Annotated in this window: 24 protein-coding genes and 1 tRNA gene; 6 read left to right on the forward strand and 19 right to left on the reverse strand. The window is 55.8% G+C overall.

Going from position 1 to position 23,503, the window contains the following annotated elements:
- Positions 1-344: 344 nt before the first annotated feature.
- Positions 345-1,280 (forward strand): HNH endonuclease, encoded by a 936-nt coding sequence (locus AC52W5_RS07975; protein WP_495670619.1) that lies wholly within the window; start codon positions 345-347, stop codon positions 1,278-1,280.
- 334 nt (positions 1,281-1,614) lie between these two features.
- Here the strand turns inward: AC52W5_RS07975 and AC52W5_RS07980 are convergent, their stop codons facing one another.
- The 3 genes from AC52W5_RS07980 to AC52W5_RS07990 all read right to left on the reverse strand — a co-directional run bounded on the left by AC52W5_RS07980 (position 1,615) and on the right by AC52W5_RS07990 (position 3,288).
- Positions 1,615-2,616 (reverse strand): hypothetical protein, encoded by a 1,002-nt coding sequence (locus tag AC52W5_RS07980; protein ID WP_495670620.1) that lies wholly within the window; start codon positions 2,614-2,616, stop codon positions 1,615-1,617.
- The gene (locus AC52W5_RS07985; RefSeq protein ID WP_495670621.1) at positions 2,613-2,972 is read right to left on the reverse strand and encodes a recombinase family protein; all 360 of its coding nucleotides are present in this window, start codon (positions 2,970-2,972) and stop codon (positions 2,613-2,615) included. Before AC52W5_RS07985 ends, AC52W5_RS07980 begins: the two co-directional genes overlap by 4 nt.
- A gap of 240 nt (positions 2,973-3,212) precedes the next feature.
- Positions 3,213-3,288 (reverse strand) — tRNA-Arg (locus AC52W5_RS07990).
- Between the two features lie 32 nt (positions 3,289-3,320).
- On the opposite strand from AC52W5_RS07990, the gene AC52W5_RS07995 reads away from it, so the two are divergent.
- A complete protein-coding gene (locus AC52W5_RS07995; protein WP_495670622.1) occupies positions 3,321-4,577 on the forward strand; it encodes an MFS transporter in 1,257 nt (418 codons plus the stop codon).
- Positions 4,578-5,111: 534 nt separating this feature from the next.
- A complete protein-coding gene (locus tag AC52W5_RS08000; protein ID WP_074975655.1) occupies positions 5,112-5,507 on the forward strand; it encodes a TraR/DksA family transcriptional regulator in 396 nt (131 codons plus the stop codon).
- 41 nt (positions 5,508-5,548) lie between these two features.
- On the opposite strand, the gene AC52W5_RS08005 is transcribed toward AC52W5_RS08000, so the two are convergent.
- From AC52W5_RS08005 to AC52W5_RS08035, 7 genes are all read right to left on the reverse strand, one after another.
- Positions 5,549-6,184, reverse strand: coding sequence for a Smr/MutS family protein (locus tag AC52W5_RS08005; protein ID WP_495670623.1), 636 nt, complete (start codon positions 6,182-6,184; stop codon positions 5,549-5,551).
- Positions 6,185-6,328: 144 nt separating this feature from the next.
- Positions 6,329-7,279: a thioredoxin-disulfide reductase gene (trxB, locus tag AC52W5_RS08010; protein WP_495670624.1), complete on the reverse strand. Its 951-nt coding sequence runs from the start codon at positions 7,277-7,279 to the stop codon at positions 6,329-6,331.
- A 36-nt stretch (positions 7,280-7,315) separates the two neighbouring features.
- Positions 7,316-9,904, reverse strand: a complete 2,589-nt coding sequence (alaS, locus tag AC52W5_RS08015) for an alanine--tRNA ligase (protein ID WP_495670625.1) — start codon at positions 9,902-9,904, stop codon at positions 7,316-7,318.
- A gap of 6 nt (positions 9,905-9,910) precedes the next feature.
- Positions 9,911-10,372, reverse strand: a complete 462-nt coding sequence (locus AC52W5_RS08020) for a hypothetical protein (protein WP_495670626.1) — start codon at positions 10,370-10,372, stop codon at positions 9,911-9,913.
- Entirely contained in the window at positions 10,369-10,821 is a 453-nt protein-coding gene (recX, locus tag AC52W5_RS08025; protein WP_495670627.1) for a recombination regulator RecX, read from the reverse strand. The genes AC52W5_RS08020 and recX overlap by 4 nt, the downstream gene beginning before the upstream one ends.
- Positions 10,822-10,878: 57 nt before the next feature.
- On the reverse strand, positions 10,879-11,898 hold the full coding sequence (gene recA / locus AC52W5_RS08030) for a recombinase RecA (protein ID WP_074975675.1): 1,020 nt from the start codon (positions 11,896-11,898) through the stop codon (positions 10,879-10,881).
- 147 nt (positions 11,899-12,045) lie between these two features.
- On the reverse strand, positions 12,046-13,479 hold the full coding sequence (locus AC52W5_RS08035) for a tetratricopeptide repeat-containing S1 family peptidase (RefSeq protein WP_495670628.1): 1,434 nt from the start codon (positions 13,477-13,479) through the stop codon (positions 12,046-12,048).
- Between the two features lie 148 nt (positions 13,480-13,627).
- On the opposite strand from AC52W5_RS08035, the gene AC52W5_RS08040 reads away from it, so the two are divergent.
- Positions 13,628-14,275, forward strand: a complete 648-nt coding sequence (locus AC52W5_RS08040) for a TIGR00645 family protein (RefSeq protein WP_074975648.1) — start codon at positions 13,628-13,630, stop codon at positions 14,273-14,275.
- Between the two features lie 11 nt (positions 14,276-14,286).
- Here the strand turns inward: AC52W5_RS08040 and AC52W5_RS08045 are convergent, their stop codons facing one another.
- From AC52W5_RS08045 to AC52W5_RS08075, 7 genes are all read right to left on the reverse strand, one after another.
- Entirely contained in the window at positions 14,287-14,796 is a 510-nt protein-coding gene (locus tag AC52W5_RS08045; protein WP_074975647.1) for a CinA family protein, read from the reverse strand.
- A gap of 83 nt (positions 14,797-14,879) precedes the next feature.
- Entirely contained in the window at positions 14,880-15,512 is a 633-nt protein-coding gene (locus AC52W5_RS08050) for a phosphatidylglycerophosphatase A family protein (RefSeq protein ID WP_495670629.1), read from the reverse strand.
- Positions 15,493-16,494: a thiamine-phosphate kinase gene (gene thiL, locus AC52W5_RS08055; protein ID WP_495670630.1), complete on the reverse strand. Its 1,002-nt coding sequence runs from the start codon at positions 16,492-16,494 to the stop codon at positions 15,493-15,495. Before thiL ends, AC52W5_RS08050 begins: the two co-directional genes overlap by 20 nt.
- An 89-nt stretch (positions 16,495-16,583) precedes the next feature.
- Entirely contained in the window at positions 16,584-17,060 is a 477-nt protein-coding gene (gene nusB, locus AC52W5_RS08060) for a transcription antitermination factor NusB (protein WP_495670644.1), read from the reverse strand.
- A gap of 64 nt (positions 17,061-17,124) precedes the next feature.
- A complete protein-coding gene (gene ribH / locus AC52W5_RS08065) occupies positions 17,125-17,607 on the reverse strand; it encodes a 6,7-dimethyl-8-ribityllumazine synthase (protein WP_074975645.1) in 483 nt (160 codons plus the stop codon).
- Positions 17,608-17,722: 115 nt separating this feature from the next.
- Positions 17,723-18,856 (reverse strand): bifunctional 3,4-dihydroxy-2-butanone-4-phosphate synthase/GTP cyclohydrolase II, encoded by a 1,134-nt coding sequence (gene ribBA, locus AC52W5_RS08070; protein WP_495670631.1) that lies wholly within the window; start codon positions 18,854-18,856, stop codon positions 17,723-17,725.
- The gene (locus tag AC52W5_RS08075) at positions 18,853-19,476 is read right to left on the reverse strand and encodes a riboflavin synthase (RefSeq protein ID WP_133668773.1); all 624 of its coding nucleotides are present in this window, start codon (positions 19,474-19,476) and stop codon (positions 18,853-18,855) included. The genes ribBA and AC52W5_RS08075 overlap by 4 nt, the downstream gene beginning before the upstream one ends.
- A gap of 352 nt (positions 19,477-19,828) precedes the next feature.
- Between AC52W5_RS08075 and AC52W5_RS08080 the strand changes: the two genes are divergently transcribed.
- Together AC52W5_RS08080 and AC52W5_RS08085 are read left to right on the forward strand one after the other, a co-directional pair.
- Positions 19,829-21,094: an ATP-binding protein gene (locus AC52W5_RS08080; protein WP_495670632.1), complete on the forward strand. Its 1,266-nt coding sequence runs from the start codon at positions 19,829-19,831 to the stop codon at positions 21,092-21,094.
- Positions 21,091-21,654 (forward strand): response regulator transcription factor, encoded by a 564-nt coding sequence (locus AC52W5_RS08085; protein WP_074975642.1) that lies wholly within the window; start codon positions 21,091-21,093, stop codon positions 21,652-21,654. The genes AC52W5_RS08080 and AC52W5_RS08085 overlap by 4 nt, the downstream gene beginning before the upstream one ends.
- Positions 21,655-21,737: 83 nt before the next feature.
- On the opposite strand, the gene ribD is transcribed toward AC52W5_RS08085, so the two are convergent.
- Both ribD and nrdR read right to left on the reverse strand, forming a co-directional pair.
- Positions 21,738-22,838, reverse strand: a complete 1,101-nt coding sequence (gene ribD, locus AC52W5_RS08090) for a bifunctional diaminohydroxyphosphoribosylaminopyrimidine deaminase/5-amino-6-(5-phosphoribosylamino)uracil reductase RibD (RefSeq protein WP_495670633.1) — start codon at positions 22,836-22,838, stop codon at positions 21,738-21,740.
- Between the two features lie 106 nt (positions 22,839-22,944).
- The gene (gene nrdR / locus AC52W5_RS08095) at positions 22,945-23,424 is read right to left on the reverse strand and encodes a transcriptional regulator NrdR (protein ID WP_074975640.1); all 480 of its coding nucleotides are present in this window, start codon (positions 23,422-23,424) and stop codon (positions 22,945-22,947) included.
- Positions 23,425-23,503: the final 79 nt, after the last annotated feature.

The following is a 23,503-nucleotide window of genomic DNA, read 5'->3' on the forward strand; positions in this document are numbered from 1 at the left end:
CAAGCTTGTGCAGGTCGCCAAGATGGTGAAAGCGGCAATGACGGGCAAGCGTCCCACGGATATGGGGGAGCACGCGCAAGTTCGAGGCGACTGAAGTCTATTGAGCTAATCGTTCTTGAGAAGGAAGCAGGACGTGCCTCTGGGATAGTCGAATAGGGGCTCTGTTGTAACGATGACACCCGAATTGCGATTCGAGGTGAGTCGGCGCATTCGGGAAGAGTTTAACAAAGGCAAGCACTATTACGACCTCCACGGTCACCAGATCCAACTTCCATCAGATTGGCCAGCCTCCGAATCCTGATGCCCTGCACTGGCACAATGAAAATTGTCTTAAGGGATGAGTAATGGGATCGATCATCTCTGAGAACACCGATACCCTAATACGTATGGCGGCGTTCAACCAGGTCCGCAGGCTTGGAGAAATCCACGATCACCTCACTGCGGCCGAGTTGAACCCAGGTTTTGTCTTTCAAGGAGAGCGATTTCCCCTCATTAATCCGCAACGCGGCATTTTCAAGCCGCAACAGATGCGGTATCTGCTGTCGATCAAGACTGTATTTCCCAAGCCGGGAGCAAAGGTCTGGTACGACGACCAGCGCGACGTCCATCGACAGATTTTCGAGGGTGATGAGACCGTGGGCTATGCATTTATGGGCCAGAATCCGGACGCCGCCGACAACCGTTGGCTTCGGGAGGCATTTGAAAACCACATACCGATCATTTACTTTCTCGGTATTGCGCCGGGGCGCTATCAAGCCGTGTTGCCGGTCTTCATTTCTGGGTGGGATGCCAAGGCCTTAAAGGCACGCGTCGCATTCGGCGTTACCGACCAGACGGTGCTTGCACCGCCGGAGAATGCCCTCGAACGACGCTATGCACTGCGTGCGGTCAAACAACGCCTCCACCAGGCTTCTTTTCGGGAGGCGGTCATCACGGCCTACAACGGCCGCTGCGCACTTTCTGGATTACCGGAGGCGTTGTTGCTGGATGCCGCGCACATCATCCAAGACAAAGACGAGCAGTTCGGCCAGCCAGTCGTGCCGAATGGCATCCCGTTATCCAAAATTCATCACGCCGCATTTGACGCGCATCTGATCGGTATTGACCCGGACTATCGATTGCACGTCTCGGAACGTCTGCTGGTGCAGAAAGATGGTCCAATGCTCGAAGCCCTGAAACGACTGGACGGTGGGATGCTTCATCTGCCCGTGCGCAGCAAAGACCGGCCGGATCGCAATCGGCTGGCACAACGGTACGAGCGATTCGTGGCGGCAACTTGAGATAGCTGCATCATATGTTCAGCATCGGCTATTCCATGATGGCTGTTCAAAGGGCTAACCGAGGACGGTTCCCATGGTGGTTGGATCAATCACGGATTTCCACTCCCTTTTTCCAACACTGAAACTTCTCAAATATGCTCAAGTCCCCAGGCCCGGCGTAACTTCCCGCTAACGACGCAATGCCGCCTGTAAAGCCCGATCTTGTGGACTTGCTCGTAAACCTTTGTCATCTGCTTTCCTCCAGAGATACTCTTCGTAAACTCATCTGGATTACGGCCTATCGGATATTTATAAACGGTAGGCATAGGTTGTCCTGTTCGCATGCGATCTGGCTTCAAACTGCTTCCAAGGAAGAATGAGCATTTACACCTGCGGTAACGGTGTAGTCGATGTTTCCGGTTGTGCCTTTTCTTATCAATGCCGGCCCTTGCTGAAAGGCCCATATTCCCATGTTGTCATGACGCAGATTTCGGCTACTGTTGAAAAATGCCCGAACCATAATGGGACCTGTTGTCAGCCCTGTGATTGAATTTATCCTGATCCTGTAGCTCGGCGTATTCCCATTGGGCCGCCCAACATCATCTGAATGAATGGAGTCGAGCACTGGCATTGCGGGACTCAGTGAGCGAGGCGTGACTGGCAGCAGCAGATTCGCCCATGAGGAATCGTAGGATAAGGTCACAACATCGTTTTCCACGTGCAGACGAAGCGCGTCTACATCATGCCGGACATTGTCAATAAACATGGTGGAAATCTGGAGGAGTCGCACCGACTCGAACGTTCTTGTCTGCATGGGATCCGGTATCACGTCCTCTGTGAATTCAAACGTACCTGCCACATGGAGTATGGTAGCCAGGTCATGCGGCTCTTCCAGGGTCAAGAGCCAGGTGAGCGCCATGATCTGATTGGTCTTACCGCTTTTGAGTGAACGATTTGTGCGGGACGCCGTAATCCTGATCAGCAACCTGCCCGTGCCATTCTGATTGAGCTGGGAGGTGTCAATGGCAACGCGCTCCAACTGGGGATGAAAGAATAAGGTCTTTTCTGGACAGGAAGTCGATGTGCCGGAGATTGCCGGGCCGAGGACCAGGCTCTGACCGAACGGCAGCGGTGGGGTGGGATCAGCTCCGGGCTTGAGCCGCAGATAACCGGAAGAGTAGAGAACAAGAACCTGGGGGAAACGGCTTGTATTGGATGCGCGTTTCGCAAAGGATAAAAGCCTGGCCATCCCCATTGGCGCGCCGTCGACCAGGACTTCGAATGGATCTTCTGGAATGGCGGCTCGCAGCTTTTTTATAATCCACACGCCATCATGAAAAATCTCTGCCTTTTTCAAGACGTTGTCACCTTCCAAATCCAGTTACAGAATCCTTGAATTTCGAAGAACACATTAGATTGAGGCAATCGGTACTTGGTGATTTTCCTTAGGCGCTGCTGCGAGGATGGGGTATATGGGGCTTCCCCAATGTTCAGTTGAACAGCAATAGCAACCTTCGTCATCCCCTTTCCTGCAAGACGGACTACCTCCTGCCTGATTGCGTCGGGGGTTGGTTTTCTTCCTTTGTATTTACCTGCTGCCTTGGCCCTGGCCACACCTTCCCTCTGCCGCTCGAGCATCATTTCCCTCTCAAACTGGGCGATACCTCCCAATACGGTCAACATCAATTTTCCAGTAGGGGTGCTCGTATCCATTCCCAGATTAAGAACCCCTCATGTCATTCCAGGTTTGGTTCTAATCCCTCTGTCTTTGTTTTGTTCCTGCTGGGTTTTTTTCTTGCGCCACCGATTGCTGCCGGGGAAGGGGAGAACTTAAAGCGCTAGACTAAGAGTCTTATAGGGCGCGGCCTGAATCTAGCGGTTACAAAATGGTTACATTTTAGAAATACGATAAGGGCACGAAAACCGCTTAAACGCTGTAACCCCTATAAACACTGGCGCCCTGAACACGAATCGAACGTGTGACCTACCCCTTAGGAGGGGGTCGCTCTATCCACTGAGCTACCAGGGCGGTAACCGGGCATTTTACGCTAATATTCGGGTATGGAAAAACCCGATCAGATAGCCCTGCCCCAGCAACCTGTCCCCCAGAAAAAACTGCCCCGCACCGTGATCGTTCTCGGGCTGGTGAGTTTCTTCAACGATTTTGCTTCGGATATGGTCATTCCGCTCATTCCGATCCTGCTGGCGACGGTACTGGCAGCGGGACCGATAGCGCTCGGATTGATCGAAGGCGTTGCGGATGCGGTGGCGAGCCTGCTCAAGCTGTGGGCGGGACGGCACTCGGATATCATGAGCGGTCGGCGCAAGGGGCTTGCGGTCGCAGGATATACGCTTTCGAACATTACCCGTCCAATGCTCGGGCTGGCGGGCTCCTGGCCCTTGATTCTGGTATTGCGCAGCATCGACCGGGTAGGCAAGGGTTTGCGCAGCGCGCCGCGTGATGCGCTGGTCGCGGATGCGACGCCGCCGGGAATGCACGGCTACGCCTTCGGCTACCATCGCGCAATGGACAATGGGGGCGCCGTTGCAGGCAGCCTGGCCGCGGCGGCTGTGCTGGCATGGTCCGGCTTGAGCCTCACGGAGGTGATCCTCTGGTCCGCGGTACCAGGCGTCATCGCCGTGCTGCTGCTCGGTGTGGGAGTGAAGGAAGAAAAGGAAAATAAGAAAGAAGAGGAGGATGCGGCCAGTCATCGTGCAGCTTCTCCTGCCGAGCTTCCACCCTTGCGCTGGTCGCTCTTATCCCTCCCCATGCGACGCTATCTTCTGGTGCTGATGCTGTTTACGTTTGCCCGCACCTCGGAAACCTTCATCCTGCTGCTGGGACATGAGTTAGGGGTTGGAACCGTTGAATTACTGCTGCTGTGGTCGGCGCTGAGTCTCTGCAAAGCCGCAACCTCCATCTGGGGAGGCCAACTGGCGGATAGTCTGGGGCGTGGGACGTTGATGCTGATAGGCTGGTCCACGTTTTCGCTTTCGTTCCTGATGCTGGGTCAGGTAGCGGGGAGTAACGGATTATGGGCGGTAAGCATTTTTTACGGTTTATGCGCCGGGATGAGCGAGGGAGCGGAGCGCGCCATTATCAGCGATTATGCGCTGCCGCGGGAACGGGGGACTGCTTTTGGCTGGTATCACCTGATGGTGGGACTCGCGGCAATTCCCGCGGGACTGCTGTTCGGATCGCTCTGGCAGTTTCAGAGTGCGGCCACGGCGTTCTTTTTCGCGGGAGGACTGGCGACGGTAGCAGCGGTGCTGTTGCGGATGTGGGCGTTGCCCGCAAGAAAATTGAATGCGGGCTGAAGGGTGAGCTTCGGAGAAGCTCGCAAGGCATCGAACAAGTCAAGCCATACGTTTCATCAGCAGGCTGCGCTTTTGCTCTACTCACTATACGTTTATTTGCTTTCGAATAGAAGTTGTGTTGTCCGGGGCACAGTTCGATTCCTTCGAAAGCCCTACTATGCATCCATCGGCCTTCGACAAGCATGTCCTGAGCAGTGTTCGTCCCCTTTGACGGCTTGTCCTGAACCGTTCACTCCCTTCGACAGTTTCAGGGCGAACGGTCTCTGAATTTTGAATTTGCAGCTTGGGAATTTGGTAGAAAAACGTGCTTGCCCGCTTGCGCACTGCTGTCCGGAATAAATCAGCAGTCAATAGATTTCCGTTTTCTCGGAAAAGACCGGAGGGAGGATTTGCGCCTTCGTTCAAACCTGGATGGCTGGTTTCCCCTGCCTCGAGTGCAAACATCTGAACTGTGGATTCGCTTGACTGGGGCATTTGCTTTCCTCTTTCCCGAGGGTGTGTCAGCCGGCAATCTCGATCATAAAGGAATTTATCATGGCACAATTTACTGAAGAGCAATTGGCGCAGTTGAAGGAAGTTCTGCAACAGCGCTATCTGCAACTGCGGGAAGAGGTCCGGGACGAACTGGAGAGTTCGGGCGACCAGCACTATGCCGATCTGGCGGGCAGTGTCGCTGATCCGGGTGATGCTTCGGTAGCGGATATGCTGGTGGACGTGGATGCCAACCTCGTGGATCGCCAGGTGAACGAGATACGTGAGGTGGAAGCGGCGCTAAAACGCCTGGCGGAGCTGGATTACGGTGATTGTATCGACTGTGGGGGCGAAATAGGGTTCGAGCGGCTCATGGCTTATCCCACTGCGCAACGTTGTGTACGCTGTCAGGAAGTGCATGAGAAGACTTACATGCACGAGAACAAGCCCACCCTTTAAGCAAGTCGCTTTAAGCAGCGTCCCTGGATATCCTTTATATTTCATTGGGTTACTGACTGACTGCCCGAGGATGTTCTGAGCAGCACGAGCACAGCGCCGCTGCCGCCCTCCGCCGGACTTGCCTGGCAGAAAGCCAGCACATCCTCCCGTTGCGAGAGCCAGCCGCCAATCCGGGTTTTCAGGACCGGCTCCCGATTCTGCGATCCGAACCCCTTGCCGTGTATCACTCGCAGGCAGCGCTTGCCGCTTTCGCCGCTCGCATCCATGAACGCCACCAGCGCGAGCCTTGCTTCCTCCCGCGTAAACCCGTGCAGATCAAGTTGTGCCTCTATTTTCCAATAGCCTCGCCGCAGCCGGCGCAAGGTCTGGCGCGAGAGGCCGGGGCGCAAAAAAGCCCATTCATCACCTAGCTCCATCGGGCGGATATCGTCCGATAGCGCGTCATGGGCAGTAGAGCGGGCGGGTTGAAACTGAAGGGGTATGGGTGGGGGATGGCTGGCCGAAAGGATGGCCTTATCGGTTGGGGCAAGGGGCGCGACATCGCGCATGGCGTCACGAAACAGGGCAGCATCATTATCCCCGATGGATGCAGCGGTTCCCTCCCGCTTATCGCCCTCGGCAGCAGTTTCTGCCCACGGAGTGGTATGGATGCCAGGTTTTCTTTCCCGCCGTCTCATCTCGGTCCTGCGCAATTCCCCTCGGGTCAATTTCCCTCGGCGCCATGGATAACTTTAGATATCGATCGCGCCCCGGAAGACTCCAAAGCATGCGTGAGCCGGCAGATTATGCGAAAGTCCTGCTTCTGATTGCCGCTCGCCGCCTCAGGTCAAAACATCCAGGTATTTTTCGGCGTCCAGCGCGGCCATGCAGCCGGATCCCGCGCTGGTTACCGCCTGCCGGTAGATGTGGTCCTGTACGTCGCCGGCGGCAAAAACGCCGGGAATGCTGGTGGCAGTGGCGTTGCCATGTGTTCCCGCCTGCGTCGTGATGTAACCGTTTTCCATTTTTAGCTGGCCCTGAAAAATATCGGTGTTCGGCTTGTGACCAATGGCGATGAACACCCCCTGCAAGTCGATCGTTTTAGTCGAACTATCAAGAACGTTCTTTATGCGCATTCCCGTAACACCGCTATCGTCGCCAAGCACTTCGTCAAGCACATAGTGGAGTTCCAGCTTGATGTTGCCGTTTTTTGCCTTGTCCATCAGCTTGTCTATCAGGATTTTTTCGGAACGGAATTTATCGCGCCGGTGAACGACAGTCACGTTGCGGGCAATATTGGAAAGATAAAGCGCCTCTTCTACCGCTGTGTTGCCGCCTCCTATCACGGCCACCTCCTGCCCTTTGTAGAAAAAGCCGTCACAGGTGGCACAGGCCGAAACCCCCCTGCCCATGTACGCTTCCTCGGATGGCATACCCAGGTAGCGCGCAGAAGCGCCGGTGGCAATAATCAGCGCATCGCACGTGTAGGCACCCTGATCACCAATCAGGGTAAAAGGCTTTTCCGTGAGCCGCGCTGTATGTATGTGGTCGAAAATGATCTCGGTATCGAAACGTTCCGCATGCTTCTGAAAGCGTTCCATCAGTTCCGGGCCTTGCACGCCCATCGCATCCGCAGGCCAATTGTCCACATCCGTTGTGGTCATGAGCTGACCTCCCTGTGCCAGGCCGGTAATGAGCATGGGCTTGAGGTTGGCGCGGGCGGCATAGACCGCGGCGGTATAACCGGCAGGACCGGAACCGAGAATGAGAAGGCGTGCGTGTTTACTGGTCATTCCTGATCAAATTATTAGGGTTATTAAGAGACTTGCTTATAGATGCTGCTCGACCCAGCCGGTGACGCTTTCCAGGGCAGCAGGGAGGTTATCGGGCTCGGTTCCGCCTGCCTGCGCCAGATCGGCACGGCCACCCCCCTTGCCGCCCACCTGCTGGGCTACAAAATTAACGAGTTCACCTGCCTTGAGCCTTGCTGTCAGGTCGCTGGTTACGCCTGCGATCAGCTTGACTTTCCCATCTTCAACGGCAGCCAGCACTGTCACGCAGGATTTGAATTTATTCTTGAACTTGTCCACTGCTTCACGCAGCGTTTTCGGGTCTGCCTCTTCAAGGCACACCGCCAGTACTTTGACACCTTTTATCTCACGCACCCGGTCAGCAACATCGTCACCTTGTGAACTGGCCAGCTTCGATTTCATGCGCCCCAGCTCTCTTTCCAGATGCTTTACGTTATCGAGAATCTGGGTAATGCGTGCAGCGGCATCGTGGGGTTGCGCTTTCACCGCTTCCGCGACGCGCTGCAATTGCAGCTCCTGCTCCTGAATGTAAGTGAGCGCCCGCTCTCCGGTCACCGCTTCCACACGCCGAACTCCGGCGGCCACCCCTGATTCAGCCACGATCTTGAAGAGGCCGATGTCGCCGGTGCGCTTGACGTGGGTGCCACCGCACAACTCGCGCGAAGTACCGATGTCCAGTACACGCACTTCGTCGCCATATTTTTCGCCGAACAGCATCATGGCGCCCGATTTCTTTGCATCCTCGATTCCCATCATGCGCGCTTCGGTCGCAGCATTGACGAGAATTTCGGCATTCACCAGCATTTCCACCTTGCGGATTTCCGCATCCGTCACGGGCTGGTTGTGCGCAAAATCAAAGCGCGTCTTGCTGGCATCCACCAGCGAGCCTTTCTGAAGGACATGGTGACCCAATACTTCGCGCAGCGCCTTGTGCATGAGATGAGTGACCGAATGATTGCGCTCCGTTCGCGCCCGTGCGATGCGATCGACTTCCGCCAGCACGGCATCGCCTGTTACCAGCCGCCCGCTGCGCAGCAATCCCTTATGACCGAACACATCCGCCTGGATTTTCTGGGTGTCGGCAACAGCAAAAGTGCCGTTGGCAGCGAGCAGTTCGCCGCTATCCCCTACCTGGCCGCCAGACTCGGCATAGAAGGGGGTTTTATCAAGCACGATCACTGCCTCATCGCCCGCTTCGATAAACTCGACCCGGCTGCCCTCCTTATAGATAGCAAGAACCTGTCCTTCATGTTGCAGGCTTTCATACCCATGGAACGCCGTTGATGGGCCACTATAAGCAATGGCTTCCTGCATGACGAACTTGCTCGTGGTGCGTGCACGCTCGCGCTGGCGCTCCATTGCCTGGTCAAACCCAGCCTCGTCTATGGCAATCCCACGTTCGCGCGCAATGTCGGCGGTAAGGTCCAACGGAAAGCCGAAGGTATCGTAGAGACGGAACAGGGTTTCGCCATCCAGCATCCTGTCACCTCGCCGCAGCGCAGCTTCCAGTACCTGCATGCCGTTTTCCAGCGTTTCGGCAAAGCGCTCCTCTTCCTGCTTCAGTACCGCCGCCACCCGCGCTTTTGCCTCCATCAGTTCCGGATAGGCCTGCCCCATGACGCTCACCAGGTCTTCCACCAGCAGGTGGAAGAAAGGCTGTTTTTGTCCGAGCTTGTAACCGTGGCGAATAGCGCGCCGGATAATGCGCCGCAGGACATAGCCGCGACCTTCATTGCCTGGAATCACGCCATCGGCAATAAGAAAAGAACAGGCCCGGATATGGTCGGCGATGACATTGAGCGAACTGCTGGACAAATCGGTTGTGCTGGTCGCTCGTGCCGCAGCCTTGATCAATTCCTGAAACAGGTCGATTTCGTAGTTGCTGTGAACCTGTTGCATCACTGCGGAGATACGCTCCAGGCCCATGCCGGTATCGACCGAGGGGCGCGGCAGGGGATGCAAGGTGCCCGCGCTGTCGCGATTGTATTGCATGAACACCAGATTCCAGATTTCCACGTAGCGGTCGCCGTCCGCATTCGGTGTTCCAGGCGGGCCGCCGGGGATTTCCGGACCATGGTCGTAAAAAATCTCGGAACAGGGGCCGCAGGGCCCGGTGTCGCCCATCTGCCAGAAGTTGTCCTGAGTAGCGATACGGGTAAAACGGGAAGAATCAATGCCCACCTCATTCAGCCAGATATCGGCGGCCTCGTCATCCTCGGCATAAACCGTAATCCATAATCTCTCCTGGGGAATTTTCAGGATATCGGTGAGAAACTCCCAGGCGAACCTGATGGCGTTGCGCTTGAAATAGTCTCCAAAGCTGAAGTTGCCAAGCATCTCGAAGAATGTGTGATGGCGCGCGGTATAGCCCACATTCTCCAGATCATTGTGCTTGCCGCCCGCGCGCACGCAGCGCTGTGCACTTGCCGCGCGCACGTAGGGACGTTTGTCCTGGCCGAGAAATACATCCTTGAACTGTACCATGCCGGCATTGGTGAACAGCAATGTCGGATCGTTGCCGGGCACGAGGGGGCTGGATGCGACGATCGTATGACCGTGCACCTCAAAGAATTCAAGAAATTTTTGCCGTACTTCGCTGCTTTTCATCTCGCTTCATTTAATCAGACGGGACAGATTGCTTGCTGCCTGGCTTACTGTCTGGTTTATCCAATCCTTGATGGCCCATTCATGCCTCTCTATTTCCGTTATGGTCGTTCCCAGAGGTTCGCCGTTAATGATTGCAAGATTTTGGACCTTCACCTTGACGCTCAGTTCTTGGCCGCTTTTCGGCAAATCGTGATCAGTGAGGATAGCGATTTCCCCGCTGTCGTCTTTCAATACAAAAGACTTCATATCGATCAGCGGGATCCGCGTCAACTCCGTTACCACGCCATGCAGCACGACCTCCTTCCCATCAAAATTTGCAGGGGAGGTAGTGACTGCGTTGATGGGTGTAGCGCGAAGACGGTCACAACTGCCGAGCAAAATCCCGAGAGCAGCCACGAGGAACACAGCCTGTAGAAATTGAGCCGTGCGCCGGGACAAACGAGACAATTGAGGCAAGCGATTTTTCAACCTTCTTCCTTATCGGGGTGTTGCAACACCCGGCGCACCACTTCCGGCCTGAATCCGCGCCCCAACAGAAACCGTGTCTGCCTGCCGAAGGCTTTCGCATCCGCAGGCATTGCACCAAACTTTTTCCGCCATACTTCGTACGCGCTGCGCTGCTCGGCTTCCCTGAGATCAGGCAGGACTGCAGTGATCAAATTCTCTTCGATGCCTTTTTCGCGCAACTCCTGCACGATTCGCAAACTGCCAAACCTGGCCTTGCGCGTGTGCATTATCTGCTCGACCAGGCGAGCCGCCGACAGAAATCCGCGCTGCTCAAGGCCATCCAGTACAGAGGAAAGTTCTTCCGGAGTTTCGGCATGAGGCGCAAGCTTTTTTTCCAGTTCCAGCCGCGAATGTTCACGCCGGGCCAGATAACCCAACGCACGGGTTTTGAGGCTCACCGCGCGCGTCATGGCACCTTCGGGAATCTGCTTTCGGGATCTAAAAAGCTACACCGCCGCTTGCCACACTCATTCCACGGGTGCAGGTTCGGCCGGGTTGGAAACTCCGACAGCCGCCCGGATTTTCGACTCGATCTCCATGGCAATGTCGTGATGCTCTTTCAGATACTCGCGCGCGTTATCCTTGCCCTGGCCTATCTTGTCTCCCTTGTAGGCATACCAGGCGCCGGATTTATCAATCAGCTTGTGCTGCACGCCCAGTTCGACAATTTCGCCCTCGCGCGAAATGCCTTCTCCGTAGAGAATATCGAATTCCGCCTGCCTGAAGGGGGGCGCCACCTTGTTCTTGACCACCTTCACCCGGGTTTCGCTGCCAATCACCTCTTCGCCCTTCTTGATGGCACCGGTGCGGCGGATATCGAGACGCACGGATGCATAGAATTTCAGCGCATTGCCTCCGGTCGTGGTTTCGGGGCTGCCGAACATGACACCGATTTTCATGCGTATCTGATTGATGAAAATCACCATGGTATTGCTGCGCTTGATGTTACCGGTGAGCTTGCGCAACGCCTGCGACATCAGCCGGGCGTGAAGGCCCATTTGCGGCTCACCCATCTCACCTTCGATTTCCGCCCGCGGGGTGAGGGCCGCGACGGAATCCACAACCACCACATCGATCGAGCCGGAGCGCACCAGCATGTCGGCTATTTCCAGCGCCTGCTCACCGTTGTCCGGCTGTGAGATCAGCAAGTCCTGAACATTGACGCCGAGTTTTTGCGCGTATTGCGAATCCAGCGCGTGTTCCGCATCGATGAATGCCGCTGTGCCGCCCATTTTTTGCATCTCCGCGATTACTTGCAGAGTGAGTGTCGTCTTGCCCGAGGATTCCGGCCCATAGATTTCCACAATCCGCCCGCGTGGCAGGCCACCCACTCCCAGGGCAATATCCAGACCCAGCGAACCGGTGGAGATGACCTGCACGTCCTTGCCGACATCGCTTGCCCCCAGTCGCATGATCGAGCCTTTGCCGAACTGCTTTTCGATCTGGGAAAGCGCCGCCGCCAATGCCTTGCTTCTGTTTTCGTCCATGAAATTTTTTCCTTTGAAGATGGGTCAATTATCGCATACGTGACCCCTGCGGGAAAGCAGGGGAAAAATGACAACGTGTTCAGCGGACACCTGTTTTATCCGTGCCGGAAACATTCTTCTCCTCTAATGAACATTCGCCGGGGATCTTCATGGCAGGATATAAGTGTTGAAATACCGTTCGGCCTTGGACGGGTCCAGCTTGCGCAGCGTCTGGTAGATCTCGCGTATCCTGTCGCGCTCATCCAGAATGGCATAGTCCACCCCCAGGTTGTACCAGGCATCCGCATTCTCCGGCTGGAGCACCACTGTTTTCCGGTATGCCTCAACCGCCTCGCCGTGCAGTTTCAACTCGTCATAGGTCACTCCCAGCTTGTACCAAGCCCTTGAATTTTCCCGGTCGATCTGGAGCGCGTGCCGGTAGGCATGAATGGTATGCGCATATTTTTTGAGGTTATGGTAAGTATTGCCCAGGTCGTACCAGGCCTCGCCATTATCGGGATCCATGCGAAGCGCATCCTCGTAGGCCTGGCTTGCGTTATCGTAGTCTTTGAGATTCGCGTAGGCCGCTCCGAGTTTATGCCAGGCATCAGCATAGCCGGCATGGTGACGGATGGCCTCGCGGTATGCGTTGACCGCCTGGGAATATTGCTTGAGATTGCAGGAAGCAATCCCCACGTTAAACCAGGCAGCCGCATTCGACGGGTCGCGCCTGGTCTCCTGCTGCGAGAGTTTCAACAACCTGCGCCAGTCGCCCTTCTTTTCCAGCGCCAGCGTTTGATTGAGCCAGGCGAGCCCATGCCTTGGGTCCGCTGACTTTGGGTCCGTCGACCCGGGGGCTTGTGTCATTTCCGGGGGACTGCCAAGCCAATCCGACGGCAGGACGAAAGCAAGCGATTCACCTTCTACACGTTGCGGCGAGAGAATTCCGATCAGCCGGCCTTGTTCGTCGAATAGTCCCCCGCCGCTGAAACCCGGCAGGAGGGGTGCCGAAATTCTCATGTAGCGTGACCCTGCGTAGGGGCGCATTGCCGCCACCGCGCCTTCGCTCAGGATCGGGTCACGTCGATGTTCCTCCTGCAGCCTGGCTTTGCTCTCATCGCACATCGGGCAGATCCTCTCGCGCCCATTCCTTCTTTCCTCGCTGCTGTTTCCTTTCAACCTGCCGCCGAGCCTTGCGAGAGGCTGACCGATTGCATTTACCGGCTGTCCCACCCTGAGCTTTTCTACGCTGCCTAAAGCAAGCGACGGAGCGTGCATATCGGCAACATGCAGACGGCAAAGATTGAGATGTGTCTGCGGTGGCGCTGGTGTGGCCTTGAATGCCCTTCCCGACCAGCGCACCCGCGCGCTTTCTCCCTGAATGGCGACATCGCAGGTAGTGATTACCTGATCCGCGCCCAGCGCCACACCACTGCCTTGGGCGAGCAGTTCACCTCGTGCATTCAATATGTCGACAGATACGATACGGCCCCTTTCTTCCGTAAAAACCTGCTCGGGAGTTTTCGCGCTGGCGCGTGGCAAGAGCGGCAAAAACGAGGCAGATGCAAGCGCCACCAGCGCGAGAGGATAAATCGCGGTCATGTGCGCATTCTTCTCTTATTCGGGAGGGGCATGCAAATCATAGTACATAGTACGTCGACGGACTGGCGAAATCACATGAACCATGTGCGATGAAACAGACGGCGTGTAAAATAACAGGTATTTTTCACCGCAAAACCCACAGAACTGAATGAAAATTAACGAGGACTCTAACGATACCAACGACACCCCTCCAACCGTCTACCCCGGGAGGTCAAGAAGGATTCAGCCGCTGGCATATTTCATATTTACCACACGCTGGCTGCAATTGCCCCTGTACCTTGGGCTGATTCTTGCGCAGTGCGTCTACGTTTATCACTTCTGGGTGGAATTACTCGACCTGATCGGAGCAGTGATGGGCCACAAGGAAGCACTGGAGCACACCTTGGATTCGGTCTCCATCGAGGGTGCCGCTCCTCCCAAGAAGATTGGGGAAACGACAATCATGCTGGTCGTACTGGGACTGATCGACGTGGTGATGATCTCCAATCTGCTCATCATGGTGATCATCGGAGGTTATGAGACTTTTGTCTCCCGCATGAATCTGGAAGGACACCCCGATCAGCCGGAGTGGTTATCGCATGTCAACGCGACCGTGCTGAAAGTCAAGCTCTCCACTGCTATTATCGGCATCTCTTCCATTCATCTGCTGAAGACGTTCATCAACGCCAAGGCATATGACGAAAAAACGATCCTGGCCCAGACCGGGATTCACATAGTTTTCCTGTTGTCCGCCATTGCAATCGCCTATAGTGATCGGCTGATGTCCCGTAATGGGACGCATGAGAGCGATCATTGAGCGACGGAGAGTCATGCGACGGCGGGCGGGATACTGTGTAGCAGATCGATCAGGCCTTGCAGCGCTCCCGATACGGATTGGCGCCTTATCTCCTCGCGACTGCCGCTGAAATATCGCGTTTCGGCGAGCGCCATTCCCTCTTTCATTATCCAGGCAAAGCATACCATTCCGACCGGCTTTTCCTCGATACCGCCATCCGGTCCGGCAATACCGGTTACTGACACTGCCACCTGGGCATGACTGCGTGCAATCGCACCCGCGGCCATTTCGGAGGCTGTCTGTTCCGATACCGAACCGTACTGTTCGAGGGTGGCGTTACTCACGCCCAGCATTTCCTGTTTCGAAGCCGTAGCATAGGTAATGAAGCCGCGCTCATACCAGCCGGAACTCCCGGCGACTGAAGTAATGACCTGTCCCAGCCACCCGCCGGTACAGGATTCGGCCGTGACGAGCATCAATTCCTGCTGGGCAAGCGCTGTTCCCACCCGCATCGCCAGATCCTGAAGCATCATATCATCCATGTCGGTTGCTCCTCCTGAAATCCATTTCCCCGATACTTGCTAGAAAAATGCCCGCATCTGCGGCGCCTATTGGAACGTATTGGCTAACCGGTCACATAAGCCTTCCAGAAGGCCAGACACAAAAGCGTGAAGAAAGCCGCCAGCAGGTCGTCGAACATCACACCAAATCCGCCATGCAGTTTTTTTTCGTAGTAACGGATAGGTGCCGGTTTGATTATATCGAACAACCGAAACAGCAGAAATGCGAATGCCTGCCACATCAGGCCCTTGGGTGTAAAGAACAGCACCAGCAGGAAAGCGGTGACCTCATCCCAGACGATACCGCCGTGATCGGGATTCCTCAGTGCCCGGCCTGTCACCCCGCAAGCCCAGATACCGACACTAAACGCGGCAACAAGAAACAGGAGAAAACCGAAGGAATCGAAAATATATTCGAGTGCCCAGAACAGGGGGAACGCGATCAGGGTACCGGCTGTGCCGGGTGCCACGGGACTCAATCCGGCCCCTCCGGCGAAGGCGATGAAATGTGCCACGCTGCTGCGAATGAATGTCTTGTCAGGTATCGGCCGTTCGATCCAGAGGGAAGGCAGGAGCGGAAGAGCCTCTCGTCGGGCTTCATTCCCCTTGTCGATAGAAGGGGCGGGCGTGGATTCCACCTCGACAGGGTTGCGGTCAGGCGAATTATCGCTCCGGTTGTCAGACTTGGAAATGGTCATAGCCTTTGACTCTCGTAGTGACTGTTCTGCCTGCGGAATCGAGCACGACCAAGCCTGCTCCCTCCTCGATACTACCAATACGTGTTAACGGAATGCCTTCCTCGCGCGAAAGCAGTTCCACCTTTGTTCGCTCCGACTTCGGCACGGTAAAGCACAACTCATAATCGTCTCCCCCCGCAAGCAGGCATTCTATCGCCAAAGGGTGGGGAAAATGTTTCTCCATCGCCGCCGAACGCCTTATCTGACCGATTCTGACAACAGCCGCCACTCTTGAACACTCCAGAATGTGTCCGAGGTCGGCCAGCAGACCGTCTGAAATATCGATGGCGCTGTGGGCAAGGCCGATCAGCCGTTGCCCCAACTCCACGCGGGGAATGGGCATCTCAAGCGCGGCCATAAGGACTTCCACTTCCGCAGCTTCCACTGCGGCGGTTTCCACTTCGCCCGGTTCCGGCATAATCTTTTTTTTTCGATAAGCAAGCGCCAGAGCGGCGTCCCCGAGGTAGCCCGAAACCCAGACATCATCACCCGCCCTGGCGCCGCTGCGGCGCAAGGCTTTTCCTTCCGGCACTTCACCAATAATCGTCACGCAGATATTCAGGGGACCGCTGGTGGTATCGCCACCGATCAGGTCCACCTGATGGGCATGAGCAAGCGCGAAAAACCCGTCAGCAAACGCTCGCGGCCATGACTCATCCTTTTGTACCATTGATTCTGGCAGCGCGAGAGAAAGGGTTGCCCAACGGGGACGGGCACCCATTGCCGCCATATCGGAAAGATTCACTGCCAGAGATTTATGACCGAGCTTGTACGGATCCACATCTTCGAAAAAATGGCGCCCGGAAACCAGCATGTCGGCTGAAACTGCCAGTTCCATCCCGCGTGCAGGCCTGATGAGCGCCGCATCGTCCCCTACACCTAATACCGTGGCGGGAGCGGAGCGTGTGAAAAAAGACCGGATGATGTCAAATTCCGACAACACTTTACTTGCGGCCTACAGGATCAATTCATGTCGTCACTTCACGCCAGAAGCGGCGGAAGCGGTCGAGCAGTTCTGGGTACGTCCCGCAGTCAAAGTTTTGCCCCGATCTCGACCGCTCTCAGCTTTGCCGCCAATTTATCTAACACGCCATTGACATATTTATGGCCGTGCGTGCCGCCGTAGGCTTTGGCGAGTTCAACCGCTTCATTGATGACTGCCCGATACGGTATTTCCGGATGTCGCTCCAGCTCATAGGTACCGAGCAGTAATATCGAAATCTCCACCGGACTGAGTTCGTTGAATGGGCGATCGAGACAGGGCTGGATTTCCTTCTCGAGCTCGGGTGCTTCCGTCAACACGCCATGGAGCAGACGGGAGAAATATTCCTCGTCCGTTTTCGGGAACTCGTCCGTGTCCCGTAGCTGCGCTTCGATGGTACCGGCGCTTCCACCCGCTACGCACCACTGATACAACCCCTGCAAAGCCAGTTCACGCGCCAGGCGCCGGCGGCTTTTTCGCGCAGTACCCCTTCCCTGTTTCTCCGCCCGTCTCTCCGCCCGTTTCACTTCCCGCTTCCCACCTGATTCTGCATCGCGTTCTGCTTCTTTTGCCACCCATTGCTCCAGTGTTTCATTGCTCCATTTCATCGAGCGTTCTTTGCAGGTTAGCCATCTCAATCGCGACCCGCGCGGCTTCAGCACCCTTCTGGCTCATGCGCGTCAGTGCCTGGTCGTCGGTATCGGTCGTGAGTATGCCATTGGCGATGGGAATGCCCGTATCCAGTTGCACCGTGGCAACTCCTTTGGTGGATTGCTCGGAAACGACTTCGAAATGGTACGTCTCTCCGCGTATGACTGCGCCCAGAGCGATCAGCGTATCGAACTGGTCAGTCAAGGCCATCTTTTGCAACGCCAGAGGGATTTCAAGCGCCCCCGGGACCGAAACCAGGACGACATTCCCTGCGTCGACACCCTGTTTCATCAGTTCCTCCACGCATGCGCCCAGCAATCCCTCGCCTACCTCGATATTAAAGCGGCTCATGACAATGCCAATGCTGAGATCTTCACCGTCGAGATTGGGTTCGAGCTCAAGAATATTTTCGTATCGTGCCATGTTCGCTCCTGTAACAAGTTCTGATTGCAAAGGTTGGAGAAACGTTCGATGTATCAACCAGCCGCCTCTTATCCATTAGCGGATTGCAGGTTTAAGTTGCGGGTTCAAAAAATTATCAACGAACCGCCTGGCGACCTTCCGCCAGCCGTCTTTTATCTTCCGGCTCCAGATAGCCGGTGACTTCAAGTCCGAAGCCCGCCATGCTCGGCATTTTTCGGGGAACGGCCAGTAAGCGCATCTTCCTCACGTTGAGATCCTTGAGGATCTGCGCGCCAATGCCATAATTGCGCAGGTCAGCCTTGGCCGCCGGACGGTGCGGCAGTTTTGCTGGTAACACCCTTTCCATCAGCTCCGACCCGCTTTCCCTGCGATGAAGCAGTACGATAACACCGCGTTCCGCATCGCTGATGATGCGCAGGGCCTCGTTCAGATTCCAGGAGTGGGTATCATCCTCCAGATCGAGAAGGTCCATGGTCGAAAGCGGCTCATGCACTCTTACCAGGGTTTCATCGTCGGGATCGATCGCTCCCTTTACCAGCGCCAGGTGGACCGTATTGGCGGTTTTGTCCAGGTAGGCAACGAGCTGGAATCTCCCGTGTGCTGTCTGGATGGGACGTTCTACAATGCGTTCTACCAGGCTTTCCGTACGGCTGCGATAATGGATGAGGTCAGCAATGGCACCGATCCTGAGTTGATGCTTTGCCGCAAACTCGACCAGATCAGGGAGGCGCGCCATGCTTCCGTCTTCATTCAGTATTTCGCAGATGACGGAGGCGGGGGTGAGTCCCGCCAGATGCGCCAGATCGCAACCGGCTTCCGTGTGGCCGGCGCGCACAAGCACGCCGCCGTTTTGCGCCATGAGCGGAAAAATATGTCCCGGCTGGACGAGGTCATCCGGTTTTGCATCCCGATTCACGGCAGCCTGTACCGTGCGGGCGCGGTCGGCGGCGGAAATTCCGGTGGTCACGCCGGTCGCGGCTTCGATGGAAACCGTAAAATTGGTACCGAGCGGAGACCGGTTAGCCGCCACCATCAAGGGCAGATTAAGCTGGCGGCAGCGTTCCTCCATCAACGTCAGGCAGATCAGGCCGCGCCCGTACGTGGCCATGAAATTGATGGCTGCCGGTGTAATGAAATCCGCTGCCAGAATCAGGTCTCCCTCGTTTTCGCGGTTTTCCTCGTCGACGAGAATGACCATGCGGCCGGTCTTGATGTCCGCGATGATTTCCTGAACTGAACTGATGATCATGTCTGAATCGAGCGCTCGCTCCTGTGCTTGTCGTCCATTGCCAGCAGGCGCTCCACGTAGCGTGCGAGCATATCCACTTCCACATTTACCCTGGCGCCCGCTTTCAATCCTTTCAGCGTCGTTTCGGCCAGCGTATGAGGAATGAGGTTGATCTCCAATTCGTTACCCTCTACCCGGTTGACCGTCAAACTCACGCCATTCACCGTAATCGAACCTTTTTTGGCAATATATTTCAGTAGCGAATCCGGCAACCGGATCGCAAGCAGGCAGCTTTCGCCCAGGGACTGAAACTTTGTCACCTCTCCAACTCCGTCGACATGGCCGCTGACGAGGTGGCCGCCCAGCCTGTCCGACAGGCGCAGCGATTTTTCGAGATTAACCTTTCCGCCCGGTTTATCCAGTCCTTGCGTGCACTGCAATGTTTCACGGGAGACGTCTACAGATAACAGGTTGTCCGCCAGCGCGGTAACTGTGAGGCATACGCCATTTACCGCGATGCTGTCGCCGACTTTTGTGTCTGCCAGAGACAGCTTGCCTGGTGCAATGCGCAAGCTTAAGCCATTTTCCTGCGGGCTGGCCGTTTTGATCTCGCCGACAGCTTCGACAATTCCTGTGAACATCGGGTCTTTCCTGCTTTCAAATATCCATATCGATATTGTTCCCTTTTCCCTTTTCCAGGACCATGCGGCAATTTGCCGCATGGTCCTGCATGGCAATATACGCTAATGTTCGGGGATAATATAGCGAAGCCTTGGAGAAGCCTCTAGAGAAGCTCATGGAAGTTACTATTAATCCGGCGAGCAAACAGTACAAATGTCATATCGGCGAAAACCGGTATCCAGTGACATTCAAAGTACCCCATTATTGGTTTGCTGGATTCCGGACCAGGCCCGGAATGACAAGATTCATAGTATTTTTTCTGGCCGGATCAAATAAGGCTCCTCATCCGGCATGAGAAAATCAGCGACAAAAATGATTGCTAACCCAGGCCAGCCACCTCTCCGCAAGAATCTGCAACGTTTATTCCTGCTCAGGAATATTGTCATCGCGGCGCAATGCCTGACTTTTGCGCTGGCTTACTGGGGACTCGAGCTGGAATTACCCTGGGCGGAAATGGTCGCGGTAGCGGTTTTGCTGGGGGTGGTAAACCTGGCGACCTGGATACGTCTCCATCGTAAATGGCCGGTTTCCAGCATGGAGTTCTTTGCACAACTCCTAGTGGACGTGCTTGCTTTAAGTACGCTGCTTTACCTCAGCGGCGGCTCGACCAACCCGTTTATCTCGCTATACCTTCTGCCTCTGACTATTGCTGCGGCTGCGCTGCCCTGGGCTTATACCTGGGTGATGGCTGCCATCACCATAAGTTGCTATACGCTGTTGCTGTTTTATTATGTGCCCCTGCCACATAACCATGAAGAACATGGCAGCGAATTCATCATGCACGTGTCCGGGATGTGGCTGGCTTTCGTACTGAGCACGGTATTGATCGCGTGGTTCGTTGTCAAGATGGGCATATCGATCCGCGAACGCGACAAGGACCTGGCATTGGCGCGTGAGCAGGCATTGCGTAATGAACAGATCATTGCACTCGGAACGCTGGCCGCCGGCGCGGCGCATGAACTGGGCACACCGCTGGCAACCATGGCGATAGTCACGGGGGAATTGCAGGACGAATACATCGACAACACCGAATTTCAAGGCAATATCAGAATATTGCGGGATCAGATCGCGCACTGCAAGCGCACCCTGACGCAATTGCTGGCGGATGCGGGCCAGGCACGCGCCGAAGATGTCAGTGGCCAGACAGTCGATCTTTTTTTGCGCCAGGTTCTGGATAAATGGCAATTGATGCGACCTTCCGCCCAGTTTACCTATCGCGGCAGCGGCGTGCAGCCGGCTCCCCAGATTCTGAACACGCAATTACTGAGCCAGTCCATCTTGAATCTGTTGAATAATGCGGCGGACGCATCCTTGAAACACATTGAGATAGAAGTTACCTGGAGTCATCAGGAACTGCATCTGCAGATACTCGACTATGGAGAAGGACTGAGCGGAGAGGCGGCCCAGCGTGCCGGCCAGCCCTTTTTCACCACCAAAACAAAAGGGCAGGGTTTCGGCATCGGCCTGTTTCTGGCAAATGCTAATATCGAGCGGTTTGGCGGCAAGGTGCGCCTGACCAATCGTGAAGGCGGGGCCTGCACCCAGGTCATACTCCCTCTGATACAGCCATCGATATGACAACAACGTTACCCATGACGGAAATGGATGATCGTCCCACCTTGCTGATTGTGGACGACGACCATACCTTTTGTACGGTTCTTGCCAATGCAATGACCAAACGCGGATTCAACGTGAGCTGCGCACATAACGTGGACCAGGCGCTGGAGCTGGCGGAGACCGGCACACCGGAGTACGCTGTTATCGATCTCAGGTTGCCCGGCCCTTCGGGGTTATCCCTGGTCGAAAAGCTGAAAGCACTCGACCCCGGCACGCGTATCGTCATGCTGACGGGCTACGCCAGCATCGCCACCGCGGTCGAGGCGATCAAACTCGGCGCCACTCACTACCTCGCGAAGCCGGTCGACGTCCATGAAATCATGGCGGCGTTCGAGCGCACGACCGGGGACGCAGACGTGCAGATCAGCGCCCACCCCCTGTCCGTCGGCCGGCTCGAGTGGGAGTACATTCAGCGCGTACTCAACGAGAACAAAGGAAACGTTTCTGTAACGGCGCGTGTTCTCAACATGCATCGGCGGACATTGCAGCGCAAGCTTACCAAGTATCCGGCGAAAACATAAACGGATCTTTTGTTCCAGCCATGCGCTGAGTAAGTGTGCGCTTACTTAACCCAGAAGATTTTGAAAGAAGAGAATCGCCCAGGTTAGGGAGCCATCCTGTCAGCAAAACGGGCAATAATGCGGATATCCTGTCCCACGGCGCGTACATCGTGAATCTTGAGGGCACGCTTGTCTTCCAGATTCAAGAGTTCTGGCAATTTGAGCATGTCCTGCGCCCCATTTCCGATCAGACAGGGGGCAAGATAAATGACCAGCTCATCCACCAGATCCGCCTGGAGAAGCCCCCCGTTCAAGCCTCGCCCTGCCTCGACCAGCACTTCGTTTATTTCGAAATCCGCAAGCCGTTGCATCATTGCAGCCAGATCAACGTTGCCAGCACTATCCGGCAACAGGATGACGTGCGCACCCACATCACGTAACGCGACAATTTTGCCTTCACTGGCAGCAGCGGTAAAAATCAGCTCGCCTGCGCCACGCAGCAACCCAGCATCCAGCGGTATATCCAGTCCCCTGTCCACCACTACCGGGACGGGTTGCCTGGAGGTATGGACATGGCGCACCGTGAGCTGCGGGTTATCGGCCACCATCGTCCCAATGCCGGTCATTACCGCGCAGGAACGGGCGCGCCAGCGATGTCCATCACGGCGTGCCGCTTCACTCGTGATCCATTGACTGGACCCGTTGTTGAGGGCTGTCTTGCCGTCAAGACTTGCCGCGATCTTGACTCTGATCCAGGGACGACCGCGGACCATGCGCGAGACAAATCCGATATTCAGTGCTTTCGCTTCAGCTTCCATCAAGCCGGTTTGCACTTCCATCCCCGCCTCTTCCAGAAGGGCACAACCACGGCCGGACACGAGCGGATTCGGGTCCTGCATCGCCGCGATAATTTTGACCACGCCTGCCTGGATCAAGGCATCGGCACAGGGTGGAGTGCGGCCATGGTGACTGCACGGCTCCAGTGTGAGATAAGCGGTCGCACCGCGTGCCGCCGGCCCGGCGGCAGCGAGTGCATTTATTTCCGCATGAGGCTCACCTGCGCGCTTGTGCCACCCGGTACCCACCACCTGTCCATCGCGGACCAGCACGCAGCCCACCCGAGGATTCGGGCTTGTACTATAAAGCCCTTTTTCTGCGAGCCGCAGCGCCTGGGCCATGAAGCGGTAATCGGTTGGCGAGAACATTGGAAACTCCATTGTTCAAATGCGAAGCTGCAAATTCAGTTTGCAACTCAAGTGGCAGCGGCGTCGCTTGGTGGGAAGACGGAATACAGAAGGTGAAACGTATGAATCAGGCTTTGTCCGGTTCTTTCCTGTTGCCAGGTCCTTGCAGTTCCCGGATTGCATCATCGAAATCGGCAGCACCCTGAAAACTTCGATAAACAGAAGCAAAGCGAATGTACGCGACCTTGTCCAGTTTATAGAGTTCTCCCATCACCATCTCGCCAATCTTGTGCGAGGCGATCTCCCGTTCACCCAAGCTTAGCAGCTTCTGGACGACGCGATTCATTGCCGCCTCCACATCCTCTGCCGAAACCGGACGCTTGTGCAATGCCCTCATAAAGCCGGTACGCAATTTTTCGCGGTCGAACTCGGCGCGATTGCCATCCTGTTTCACGACCTGCGGCAAACGCAATTCCACGGTTTCATAGGTGGTGAAGCGTTTGTCACAGTTGGGGCAGCGCCGGCGGCGGCGTATCCTGTCTCCTTCCTCGCTCACCCTGGAGTCGATCACGCTTGTGTCAGGCGCGTTGCAGAAGGGACATTTCATGCGTCGATCTGGAACCGGTCGGCTGACTTCAGCCCTGGAGCCAAAGCAAATTGATCCAGGTGCAGGTCGTCCGCATGGC

It is taken from the genome of Nitrosospira sp. CT (genome assembly GCF_059489795.1).